The sequence below is a fragment of the Paenibacillus sp. O199 genome (assembly GCF_001636635.1).
GTDB classification, from domain to species: domain Bacteria; phylum Bacillota; class Bacilli; order Paenibacillales; family Paenibacillaceae; genus Paenibacillus; species Paenibacillus marchantiae.
The window spans coordinates 1-11,180 of sequence record NZ_LGRP01000065.1 but is presented as its reverse complement, the minus strand read 5'-3'; the positions used below and the strand labels follow the sequence as shown (position 1 = coordinate 11,180).

Below are 11,180 nucleotides of genomic sequence, written 5' to 3'. Positions count from 1 at the left end.
GGCGCAGCCGTCGGCGAGTGGATCGCCGAGGCAGCCGCGGACGGCGCCATGCACCAGCCGGGGCCTGGTTTCGGCGCCGTGAAGGTGCGGCTGGCGCAGCCGGGGAAACCCCCGGCAACGCCGGAACTGGCGGCGCTGCTGCCAGGCGTGCCTGCCACCGCAGGGCTGGCATTGATCCGCGAGCGCGTAGCTGCGCGGATGTGGGAGGCTGTCCAAAAGAAGAAGAAGGACAGCCCGGCAACCAAATGATGCACCATTCGGAGCGGGGGAGATCTTAGATCATCCCCCGCTTGTTTGTGATGTGCATCGGAATAATCCATTTTATCCAAAATGGATATATACATTTCTAATTCGCTTCTATGGCGTTGAACCTTGGGATAGGGCTCTAAAAGTCCAAAAAACGACCGTACAAGCTGTACACCCGGCATATCTTTAGGATGACCTCCTCTCAAGGAGGTCTTTACCGGTGGAGCTTCGCTGCAATTTAAGGTATACTGTCGCAGGGGAAGACAAGCCCACATGCACGAATACTGCAATCATTATTACAATATGCGATAGGAGTTTTTACATGAAATTACGTACAGGACGACAGCGCCAAGTTGCGGTTATGCTGTCCTCACTTATGATATGCGGAGCTTTGTTATCCGCTTGCCAGGACGGTTCGGGCTCAGAGGAGAACCAGAATCTGAACGCAGCAGGAAGCGCACAGCAAGAGTCGGACGGTACCACGGTTCATTTGACTGAGGATACTGGCAAGGATGGCAGCAACACAGACAGCTCATCTTCGGACAATAACAATGATGATACGGATAGTGGTTCCGGCGATGCTTCAACTGGGGGAGAGGGTTCTTCTGACGCAGGCAATGGAGCCACATCAGAGGATCCCCTAATGGAGAAACGCAGCATTAGCGCGCTGCAAACGACGATTGATGCACAAGCGGTAGTGACCAATTCAGAAGCGATGACAGTGATCGTTAACAAACAGCGCAGCTTGCCAGAAGGATATGAGCCGGATGATCTGGTTGAGCCTAACGTACCGTTTTCCTTCGACGGGCCGCATGAAAAGCGCCATATGCGCAAGGAAGCTGCTGAGGCGTTGGAGAAGCTGTTCGCCGGTGCCAAAGCGGACGACATTGAGCTTCGTGCGGTATCTGGATATCGTTCTTATCAGCGTCAGGTTTCGATCTATAACAACAATGTCAAAACCAAAGGCAAAGAATACACGGATCGTGTAAGCTCTGTGCCAGGCCACAGCGAACATCAGACCGGACTAGCGATTGACGTTTCCAGTCCAAGTGTAGGCAATGCCATAGAAGAGGTGTTTGGCACATCGAAAGAAGGCCAGTGGTTGGCTGAGCATGCAGCAGAATATGGGTTCATCATCCGTTATCCAAAAGGTGAGGAAGGGATAACCGGCTATGTGTACGAGCCATGGCATATTCGCTATGTCGGCATTGATCTGGCTCCTGATGTTGTGAAAAGTGGACTGACACTTGAAGAATACTTTGATGAGGCTAATATCAAGCTGTAAGCCTGGTGCTTCATCTTTTGATTGAAGACTAGGGTCTCAATTTCTTAGAGCCCCTGAATGATTCACCCTTGTCCAAGGCACGGGAGATCACTTCAGGGGCTTTTTGGTTTGAGCTAAATTCAGTTATATCCTATTTTATTTGCTTGTTCAGCAGGTCGGCAGGCTGATATAATTCATGTTTAATCAGGAGTTCAAATCACATGTAAAGCGAGGGAAAGCAGAATGAACAGACAGCAGGTGTTTACCGGTTCTCCATGGGAGCCGCTTGTAGGATATTGCCGTGCCATTCGTGTTGGCAACCGAATTGAGGTTGCGGGTACTACAGCCATGCAGGACGGTGTTGTGGTTGGAGCAGGTGATCCATATGCACAGACGAGATTTATTTTGCAGACCATCGAAAATGCACTGAAAGAATTGGGAGCAGACATGTCTCATGTCGTGAGAACCCGCATGTTTGTTACCGACATTTCCCGTTGGGAAGAAGTGGGCAAGGCTCATGGTGAATTTTTTGGTCAGATCCAGCCTGTCGCCACGATGGTAGAGGTTAGTGCACTCATTGACCCTTTGCTGATGGTGGAGATTGAGGCAGAAGCGATTGTTGAAGCAGAAGCTGAAGTTGATGCCGAAATAACAATAACGGAATAGAGCTATTACGTACATATATATATAAATGCAGGATCGAGAAATAACCTTACCCCAACCTCCATGAAGGAGGAATCGTGGGATAAGGTTATTTCTGCATTAATATAGTGTGGTCTAGATCTGCTGTGCTCTACGCATAAAGAAGGCTAGCCTTCTTTTCTGGCAGCTTATTTCGCTTCTGGTTGATCGGCTGGTGTTTCGATTACTACTTTCCAAGCCGTTCCGATTGGAGGCAGGCTGCGAGTCAGGACCGGGCTATAGAAACCAATCACTTTGGCCCCTTTGGTCAGTTCCTCTGGTTTGATCGTTTCCCCTTGATGATTCACCAGTTTTGTATCTTTGCTAATGTTAAGGATAACATGGTCAGGTGCTGTCTCTGTCAGACGGGAGCCGGAGATCTCGATCTGAGTACCATTATCTTCTGTTGTTTTTACATTTTCAATCGTGCCTGCTGTACCCAGAACTTCTTTTGGTTGTGCTTCGGATTCCGAAGCAGCAGTATCCAGTACAATGACTTTGTAAGTAGGTGTTTGAGGCGGTAAACTGAGGGTTGCAATCTCAGAATGCTCAGCTTCAACGTTCATGCCAATGGTCAGATCAGTAAGCTTGATATCTTTGCCATCTGCGGATTTGAACACGGTATCTTCACCAACATTAAGGACGATACCATCTGTACCTGCACCGCCGATATGGATGGATTGATATTTGCCTTCACTGTTAATTCCCGTAATGACCCCACGCTCAGTAACAGTTTTCACTTCCTCTTCACTGGAGATGGTTACTTGGTTACCTTTTGTATTCACTTGTGCGTGCAGTACTTTATCTGCAAAAGAAGCGGGTACAAACAATGTACCATTTGTGATTTCAGGTGCTGTTCCCAGCTTAAGCAGCATTTTATTAACTGAATACTGGTCTTTGCCTGTTGTGACGAGTGTCCAGAGGGTACCTTTTGTCAGCTCAGCAGATTTGTTTTCTTTGTTCCATTTCAGTTCAATGCCAAGTGCTTCTGTGAGATCACGCAGCGCGATCATGGGTTCTTGACCATCTTTGTTCCAATAGCCGTCAGCCATCGGTGCCCCGTTCACAGATACTTTTACAGCTTCAGTTCCTTTGCTGTCGGCTGATACGGAAGTTGAATTGATGGGCTGAGTGCTGTCCAGGTTTGCAGCGTATGCGGCTCCCCCGCCCAGGGCCAAGGACAGGACCATCAGGGCACTAACTTTTTTCATGTTGTTGTTCATCGTTGATTTCATCCCTTCTCATCTTGGTTATGACGCGGTAAACTCCTATTAAGGCCACGTTCCAAACTTATAGACGGGACAACTTCGTCCAGTGTTGCACTTTGAGGTAAATAATGTGAGCAGCATGTTAGTCTATTATTTGAAAAACAGACCACATTGCCGGTTATAAGAAGCAGGATGCGGTTAAGGATCAATGAGTGGAGAACGTGTGATTCAGACTTTGAATTAACCCTGGATTACATGGGGGTGTGGTACGTCCAAATATGAGGAGGGGGGCAATCATATGAGTGATATGTTGGTTGCGCTTTACCATTTGCCAGAGCAAGAGAGTGGACTGAAAAAGTTAGAGGAGTCCTCCATTGTTATCCGAAGAGCCATCGCACCAGAGAAGCAGGTTGTGCTGGATTGGGTGAGATCCCATTTTAGCCAGCCCTGGGTAGATGAGTGTGATGTAGCTTTTGCACGTCAACCTGTGACTTGTTATATTGCGCTTGAACATGGGAAAATGATTGGTTTCGCTTGTTATGAAGCAACGTGTCGTAATTTCTTTGGTCCAACGGGTGTTGGTCAGGAGGCACGGGGCAAAGGTGTCGGCACAGCGCTGTTGTTGGCCTGTATGTATGCCATGAAGACAGATGGTTACGCTTACGCGATTATTGGATCGGCGGGACCTGTGGATTTCTATGCTCAGACCCTGGGGGCCGTGAAGATCGAAAATTCAACACCAGGGATTTACAAAGGCATGCTCCGGGCAGACTAGACGATATTCGTGTTCTGGAAAAGGAAGGGAGGAAGAAGATGAGTACTAGCAAAATGCTGCATATCGGCATGATCGGCACAGGCTCCATCTCGGATCTTCATATGAGGTGTTATGCCAAGAACGAGAATGCCGTCATTTACGCCATCTGTGACCTGAACGAACAGCGTGCAGCCGCGGCTGCTGAGAAATATGATGCACAATCCGTGTACACTGATTATCGCGAGATGCTGAAGGATCCGCATGTGGATGCCGTTAGTATCTGTACGTGGAATAATACGCATGCCGAATTTGCCATCGCTGCCCTGGAGGCAGGTAAACATGTGCTGCTTGAAAAACCGGTAGCCACCAATGTGGAAGATGCGCTGCGGATCGAAGAGGCTGTGAAGAAAAGCGGATGTACTTTTGTCGTGGGATTTGTGCGTCGTTATGATAACAATATGCAGATGATGCGTAGTTTCATTGATGCGGGTGAGTTTGGTGAGTTGTACTATGCCAAGGCTTCTATCCTGCGTCGCTTGGGAAATCCCGGAGGATGGTTTGCGGACAAAAACCGTTCCGGCGGTGGGCCGCTGATTGATCTTGGCGTACATATTATCGACCAATGCTGGTATCTGATGGGCAAACCGAAACCTGTTTCGGTGAGTGGCAATACGTATCGAAAACTGGGCAATCGTGCCCATATCGAGCATCTTTCTTTTTACAAAGCCGCAGATTACAGTTCCGCTGTCAACAATGTGGAGGATATGGCGAATGCGCTGATTCGCTTCGAGAATGGGGCTTCTTTGGCCGTAGATGTGAGCTTTACCCTGCATGCACGTGGGGAAGAATCTTCAGTTCGATTGTACGGTGAGCGTGGTGGAATTGAGCTGGAGCCGGAGACGCTAATCGTCACCGAGAAACACAATACGATTCTGAACATTGAACCTCAGACAGACTATAAAGGTCTCGATATTCACGGTGCCTTCCAGAATCAGATTGATCACTTTGTGGATTGTTGTCTGAATGGTACCGAGCCCATCAGTCCCATTGCGGATGGTGTGGCTTCGACTCGGATGCTGAGCGGAATTTATGAGTCAGCCGAAAAAGGTCAAGAGATTCGTCTGGACTGATATAGAGATTGAATCTAACGTGATATTAAAGGGTGTTGTTTCTCTATCTTATCAATGGAGAGACAACACCCTTTGGTTAATTTATTGATCATGATCAGACAAAATGGATGTATGTTTACTTTTCAAACCCTTCCAACACGATTTTGCCAATTGCAGTGCCCGATTTGCTCTTTCTGTAGGCTTCCAGCAGGTTAGCTGCATTAATAGGTTTAATCTGCTCGGCCATCGTTGTATGAATCTTGCCCGCATCCACCAGATCTGCGATTTCATTAAGTAGAAGATGTTGTTCAATCATATCATCTGTCTGGAACATCGGACGGGTGAACATCATTTCCCAAACGAGTGTTACGCTTTTTGAGAATAACTTTTGAAGTTCGGCTGGTTTTTCGAAGGGTAGAATGGAGCAAATTTTCCCCTGCGGTAAAATAACTTCTGCCATCTCATCCATATGCTCATCTATATGATTTAGCACGAAAATATATTGTACACCAGCGAGTCCGAGATCTTTAAGTTGTGGTCCAAATGGTTGATGATGGTTGATCACATGGTCTGCTCCGTTTGATTTTACCCATGAGACTGATTCAGGACGAGAGGCAGTTGCTATAACTTTAAGTCCAGCCAACTTGGCTAATTGAGTAGCGATCGATCCGACGCCTCCCGCTGCCCCGATAATAAGCATACTGTTACCCTCATTATCCGATGCATTTCTGGAAATGCCCAAGCGTTCAAAAAAAGCTTCTCCTGCCGTAAGGCTTGTCAGAGGTAAAGCTGCCGCCTGGGCGAAATCCAGATTTTTCGGCTTTCTGCCGACAATTCGTTCATCTACTAAATGAAACTCACTGTGTCCGCCTGGGCGCATATTGCTCCCCGCATAATACACTTCGTCACCAACGTTGAACAAGTTGCAATCGGAGCCGATGTCCACTACTACGCCCGCTACATCACGACCAGGCACGGTCAGGGATAAATCGTCCGGATGTTTGGAAAGATGCGATCTCCAATCCGTCGGATTGACAGACACCGCCTTCACCTCAACGAGTAAATCCTTTCCTGTAGGTTTTGGTTTCTCAACTTCTACCTCCTGAAATGGTGGTATGTCGGTCTCTAGCCCAGGCTCGTAATATCTGAACGCTTTCATCATGATTGGATTTCCCATCGTTATAGTTATCCTCCTCGCATAAATAAGTTGTATATTAAATATATAGTATAATATCTAAAATAAACAGTAGTATGATTTTTGGTTTATAGTATCAATAATGATACTATTGGGGCTGAATTGTAAAAAAATAAAGACTCCCGTTACTCCTGAAGCAGGTCATTGGCCTGAATTCATCGGAGTGGAAGTCTTTATGATAAGAGTTCATTTATTCAGCGGTGAGTTCTCATACCCCGGATCATCATAATCCGTATCTTGCAGCCGTGAAAGTACATTCATGCTCTCAATCGCCTGCCTGGTATCCGAAGTGCCATGGTCGTAAAGAAACGTGTACAGCAACGTCATGCCATCTGAGAATTGTTCTGTAGCCTCGTCATGATCCGCTGATTTGTAGGGTACCGGAGCCCGTTGCAATGTATAGGCATCTTCATCCTCCAGCACTTTCATCAGGTCTTTCAGCCGGTTTAGCTGTTCATCGTCCACCATGATTTCAAACGGTGTTGATTCGTTCTTGGTCTGTTCAATAAGATTATGGGTTACCGATACATAGTAATGCTTTTTGCCGTCCTGCATAATCCAACCTCCATTCTAAAATGGAAAAAAGACGCTTCTACTGTTAATAAACAGCAGGAAGCGTCCTGAAACGAATGGCAATTGTTCATCTTCCAAACCGCCCAGTTACGGGAACCTTCCGGGTACCTGCCTCCATGGTGCCTGAACATAGCGGACAAGCCGGGGGGCCAGACGCCGCCTTTTTGGATACCTTGGCTGAAGGACCATCCGGTTTCTGGCGCAGCCATGCTTTGCAGGTGGAAGAACTGCACTTCCAGATCGCTACGGTTTCTGTACGTTCTGTACCTGAAGATTGCGACCCCGAACTGTTGGAGGACGAAGCTGCCTGATTCACACCCGTGGTGCTGAACGCCGTGTGATTGCGAATAACCCCGCTGCCGCGCCGCTCACTGAGACGATCCTCGTCTCGTTCATCGAGTACTTCAAAATCACGCCGATCACTTTGACGGATCGCGCTGCGCTGATCTGCACCACGCTGAACTGGACTCACTGCATCCCGTCCCTGCGGCCGCGAACCTGAACGGGCGTATGCTGCATTTCCATTTCTAGTTCTACTCTCATTGCCGTTAGCTTTACCATTCGTGTTCCCGTTCCCCTTCCAGTTGCTGCTACCGCTGCCGTATGACGCGTGATTGCCAGTCTGGCTTTCCTCGCGGTTTTTGCGTTTGTCTGGTACCTCCATGCCGAAGGCCTCCAGCAGAAAGCGGGAAACGTCCGCCGGTTTTCCGTGATGACTGGCGGGAGAAGTGATGTATAAATACTGTTTGGCCCGTGTGATTGCGACATAGGCGAGTCGTCGCTCCTCTTCCAGAGCCATGTCCAGTTCGGCATCGGTCTGCTGTACGGTAAGAGCAGCCTTCTGGTCTTCAGGGATATCCTGCCGCAGTGCCGTGCTGTGAGGTACAATTCCTTCGCTGGCGCCGATCCAGTATACACATGGGAATTCAAGTCCCTTGGCCCGGTGAATTGTCATCAGTTGGACTGCATCGCTGTCCTGTGAACGGCGCAGTGATTCCATCTCGCGGTGTCTGCGGGAGAGTTCATCGGCGAATTGGATGAACTCTTCAACGGTTTCGAATTTTTTGGCTGCAGCTTCGAATTCGTCCAGTGTCTCCAGCATCGTTTCCTTATAATGGGTAAAGATGCTTGGATCACCGCTTTCCATATACTTGTCGTAAAACTGGCGGCGCATCTCTTGGATCGCGATCACTGGTTTCAGCTTCGTCAGAGATTTGATCAGCTTGATACGTTCCTTGACCTGCTCCTGCTGAAAAGGCTTCAGCTTGTCCCATTTGGCCAGATGAATGAGCGGATATTTCTTCGCTTGCTGCTCTTCACTGCGTTGAATCCACTCCAGTCCGGCATCGCGGGAAACATAGAGAGGCCCAAGCGCACTCGGCAGAGCATCTACAGCACGTGGATTCAGGGACAAGCGCATATGATCCATTAACGGTCGAATCAATGACTGGTCATAGAAGACCGGGGAAGCACCATGTTGTACAAATGGCACATCTTTCAACACAAGCTGCTCAAATATAGCCCGACTGCTGCTGGCTGTCCGGTGCAGGATCGCGATATCCCGATACGTATGCAAACCTTCCTCAACTTGCTGACACAACTGGTTAACAACCCAAGCTGCTTCTTCCTCGGTATTGGAGGGGGTGGCAAACCGAGGCGCATCTCCACGATGCCCGGCTGCGCGCAGCCGCTTGTCACGTCTTCGTTTGTTCCGGGCAACCAATTCGCTGCCCAGTCCCAGAATACGCGCATCGCTGCGGTAATTGATATCCAGCGTCACGATGCGTGCACCGGGGTAAACTTTATCGAATTCCAAAATGGATTCCTGCCGTGCCCCATTAAACGTATAGATCGTCTGGTCATCGTCTCCCACAACCATCAGGTTGCGGTGGGCGGCAGCCAGTTTTTGTACAATTTCATATTGGAGACTATTCGTATCCTGGAACTCATCGACCATGATGTACTGAAAACGCTGCTGAAGTGGCCCCAGTACAGCAGGATCACGAAGCAGAGCGACAGCTCGCAGCAAAATATCATCAAAATCCATTTTGTTGCGATCCCGCTTCCAGGCTTCATAACCAAGGAGAACACGTTTGGCATCTCGTTCCTCCTGTGATTTTTCGGGAAGATCGCTCGTTTCTGAGCCCTGCATCTTCCAAGCGGACAGCATAGCCAGCAGACTCTCAGGCTGAAACGCCTCACTCATGCCATTCTGGCGCAGAAGCATCTTGAGCACCGTATGCTGCGCACGGGACTCGCCAAAAATCTCCTCCTGCACGCCGTAATGACGCAGCAGTGTCAACGCGAACGAGTGGAATGTACGGGCCTGCACCGCTCGTGCGGCTGCGGGACGAATGCCAGGCAGCGATGCGATGCGGTCTTTCATCTCAGTGGCAGCTTTGTTCGTGAACGTCACCAGCAGGATGCTTCCCGCGTGAGCACCACTAACCTCCATCAGGTAGCCGGCTCGTGCAGCCAGTACGGTTGTTTTGCCGCAGCCTGCTCCTGCGAGAGTCAGCAGGGGTCCTTTGCCGTGGCGAACCGCTGAGATCTGGGGTCCGTTCAGACGGATGCCTACCTCTTCCAGAGAGCGGAAATAAGGCGCATCCCGTTCATCGCTGGCAACGAGCTGCCTACTGGTCTCCAGCGGAGCTGAAGGGGACTGGGGCAGTGATGCCGCCGGGGTAACCCCGAGCGGACGGGGGTAAAACGTTGAGTTCGGACTTAACATCATTCATCCACCTCTATATGCATTCAGGGATAGGACTATCCCGGCTTAAAAGTAATTCATTTGCCCTTTTCACAATCACATTGTAAATTGGTATGATAGGGATAACCGCCCAAGTAGGCGGATCAGTAGGGCCAAAGCTTCATTATACCCGAACGTATGGTCCTGACGAAAGCCCCCGAATTCATCCAGCATCGGCAGAAAACGGGCATTCACGCGAGATTTCGCAACTTTTTGGCATGATATCGTATAAGTTATATACTATAAAAAAAAAATCAAATGAAAATGAGTTTTGGAACAAATGGGTGTTGAATCAAAAGGTTCAACTCTGACGGGACAGAGGAGGAGAAGTCATGAAACTGCTTCAGCGAATTAAGAACGGAGCAAACAAAGCAACAGAGCGTGCCCAGCACGCCGTTGAAATCGGAAAAATAAATAATCAGATTGTGGGCTTGCAGCAGGAACAGGAAGTCCATTTTACAGATATGGGTCGTATCTTCTATGAAGGTTATCGCGCACAGGACATGACGCGTGCCGAAAAAGAGATGGTGGATCTATCGGGATTGTGCGATGAATTGCATGATGAGATCGATGGTCTGCGCAACAAGATTGCACAACTCAAAAATGAGCGCTTATGCGAGTGTGGACACGTCGCTTCACTGGATGCCAACTTCTGTCCGAAATGCGGACGCAAGTTGGGTGAATTCAAACCCGCAGCAGCATCTGTAGGGGCGACAAACCCTGCGAGACAGGAAGCAGCTGTGGCCCAAAGCCCGGAGGGACCAATCTATGATGCGCCAGCTGAAGAGGAACTGGAGGAAGCTGAGCCGTATCACACGGTAATTCCGTCCATTGCGGACCTGGAGACCGAATCCGAATATAACAGTACGGAATTTACCCAAGAGGAAAAGGAAGCGTTCGATGCCGAGTGGGAACGCCGTCGGGATGAAGAAATGCAACGGGAGCGCGAGCGCCAGCAGGAGCTGGATGAGCGCATTCGGTACTGGAAAGAAAATAATCCGATCGTGAACACGGTGGACGTACAGACGGAAGTGCCACGCGAAATGGTGAATTGTCAGATTTGTACAGCAGAGCTTCCCAAAGGTTCGAAATGGTGCCCACGCTGCGGAGCAGAACAGATTTGATGCAGTAGAAGCGCTGCCGAATCAATGTGTGGCAGCGCTGGTTGCTTACAGCATGGGGGGACGGGAATATGGACCAACTGCTGCATCATTTGCGTCATCTGGGGTTTACCGAGATGGAATCTAAAATTATGGTGGAACTCGCTCGCCAAGGCTCAGCCTCGGGATATGAGGTTGCGAAAAGGCTGGGTGTGTCCCGTTCCAATGTATATGCCACCCTGCAACGGCTGGAACAGCGGGGATTCCTGCGTTGCAGCGCAGGCGAGCCTGCGAAATACAG

General features: G+C 49.3%; 11 protein-coding genes. 7 read left to right on the top strand and 4 right to left on the bottom strand.

Features of this window, described 5'->3' with window-relative positions; translation table 11 throughout:
* From A6049_RS33525 to A6049_RS31580, 3 genes are all read left to right on the top strand, one after another.
* On the top strand, positions 1–278 hold a 278-nt coding region (locus A6049_RS33525), incomplete at its 5' end, for a hypothetical protein (RefSeq protein ID WP_161490668.1).
* 290 nt (positions 279–568) lie between these two features.
* Positions 569–1,531: a M15 family metallopeptidase gene (locus A6049_RS31585; RefSeq protein WP_063568365.1), complete on the top strand. Its 963-nt coding sequence runs from the start codon at positions 569–571 to the stop codon at positions 1,529–1,531.
* Positions 1,532–1,753: 222 nt separating this feature from the next.
* On the top strand, positions 1,754–2,176 hold the full coding sequence (locus A6049_RS31580) for a RidA family protein (protein WP_063568364.1): 423 nt from the start codon (positions 1,754–1,756) through the stop codon (positions 2,174–2,176).
* A gap of 164 nt (positions 2,177–2,340) precedes the next feature.
* On the opposite strand, the gene A6049_RS31575 is transcribed toward A6049_RS31580, so the two are convergent.
* Complete coding sequence (locus A6049_RS31575) at positions 2,341–3,414, bottom strand: copper amine oxidase N-terminal domain-containing protein (RefSeq protein ID WP_063568363.1); 1,074 nt, start codon at positions 3,412–3,414, stop codon at positions 2,341–2,343.
* A 283-nt stretch (positions 3,415–3,697) separates the two neighbouring features.
* Here A6049_RS31575 and A6049_RS31570 point away from each other — a divergent pair, with 283 nt between their 5' ends.
* Entirely contained in the window at positions 3,698–4,174 is a 477-nt protein-coding gene (locus A6049_RS31570; protein WP_063568362.1) for a GNAT family N-acetyltransferase, read from the top strand.
* Positions 4,175–4,212: 38 nt separating this feature from the next.
* Positions 4,213–5,283 carry a Gfo/Idh/MocA family protein gene (locus A6049_RS31565; protein WP_063568361.1) on the top strand — a complete coding sequence of 357 codons (1,071 nt, stop codon included), beginning with the start codon at positions 4,213–4,215 and terminating at the stop codon, positions 5,281–5,283.
* A 115-nt stretch (positions 5,284–5,398) separates the two neighbouring features.
* Here the strand turns inward: A6049_RS31565 and A6049_RS31560 are convergent, their stop codons facing one another.
* The 3 genes from A6049_RS31560 to A6049_RS31550 all read right to left on the bottom strand — a co-directional run bounded on the left by A6049_RS31560 (position 5,399) and on the right by A6049_RS31550 (position 9,761).
* Positions 5,399–6,439, bottom strand: coding sequence for a zinc-binding alcohol dehydrogenase family protein (locus tag A6049_RS31560; protein WP_240321601.1), 1,041 nt, complete (start codon positions 6,437–6,439; stop codon positions 5,399–5,401).
* 204 nt (positions 6,440–6,643) lie between these two features.
* Positions 6,644–7,012: a hypothetical protein gene (locus A6049_RS31555; protein WP_063568360.1), complete on the bottom strand. Its 369-nt coding sequence runs from the start codon at positions 7,010–7,012 to the stop codon at positions 6,644–6,646.
* A gap of 85 nt (positions 7,013–7,097) precedes the next feature.
* The gene (locus A6049_RS31550) at positions 7,098–9,761 is read right to left on the bottom strand and encodes a UvrD-helicase domain-containing protein (protein ID WP_063568359.1); all 2,664 of its coding nucleotides are present in this window, start codon (positions 9,759–9,761) and stop codon (positions 7,098–7,100) included.
* 350 nt (positions 9,762–10,111) lie between these two features.
* Between A6049_RS31550 and A6049_RS31545 the strand changes: the two genes are divergently transcribed.
* Together A6049_RS31545 and A6049_RS31540 are read left to right on the top strand one after the other, a co-directional pair.
* A complete protein-coding gene (locus tag A6049_RS31545) occupies positions 10,112–10,903 on the top strand; it encodes a zinc ribbon domain-containing protein (protein WP_063568358.1) in 792 nt (263 codons plus the stop codon).
* 68 nt (positions 10,904–10,971) lie between these two features.
* A partial coding sequence (locus A6049_RS31540) for a TrmB family transcriptional regulator (RefSeq protein WP_145921975.1) occupies positions 10,972–11,180 on the top strand: 209 nt, incomplete at its 3' end.

What these genes read in the sequence shown, in the direction of transcription:
- A6049_RS31585 (WP_063568365.1), top strand. Translation starts at nt 569, where the DNA reads ATGAAATTACGTACAGGACGACAGCGCCAAGTTGCGGTTATGCTGTCC.
- A6049_RS31580 (WP_063568364.1), top strand. Translation starts at nt 1,754, where the DNA reads ATGAACAGACAGCAGGTGTTTACCGGTTCTCCATGGGAGCCGCTTGTA.
- A6049_RS31575 (WP_063568363.1), bottom strand. Translation starts at nt 3,414, where the DNA reads ATGAACAACAACATGAAAAAAGTTAGTGCCCTGATGGTCCTGTCCTTG.
- A6049_RS31570 (WP_063568362.1), top strand. Translation starts at nt 3,698, where the DNA reads ATGAGTGATATGTTGGTTGCGCTTTACCATTTGCCAGAGCAAGAGAGT.
- A6049_RS31565 (WP_063568361.1), top strand. Translation starts at nt 4,213, where the DNA reads ATGAGTACTAGCAAAATGCTGCATATCGGCATGATCGGCACAGGCTCC.
- A6049_RS31560 (WP_240321601.1), bottom strand. Translation starts at nt 6,439, where the DNA reads ATGGGAAATCCAATCATGATGAAAGCGTTCAGATATTACGAGCCTGGG.
- A6049_RS31555 (WP_063568360.1), bottom strand. Translation starts at nt 7,012, where the DNA reads ATGCAGGACGGCAAAAAGCATTACTATGTATCGGTAACCCATAATCTT.
- A6049_RS31550 (WP_063568359.1), bottom strand. Translation starts at nt 9,761, where the DNA reads ATGTTAAGTCCGAACTCAACGTTTTACCCCCGTCCGCTCGGGGTTACC.
- A6049_RS31545 (WP_063568358.1), top strand. Translation starts at nt 10,112, where the DNA reads ATGAAACTGCTTCAGCGAATTAAGAACGGAGCAAACAAAGCAACAGAG.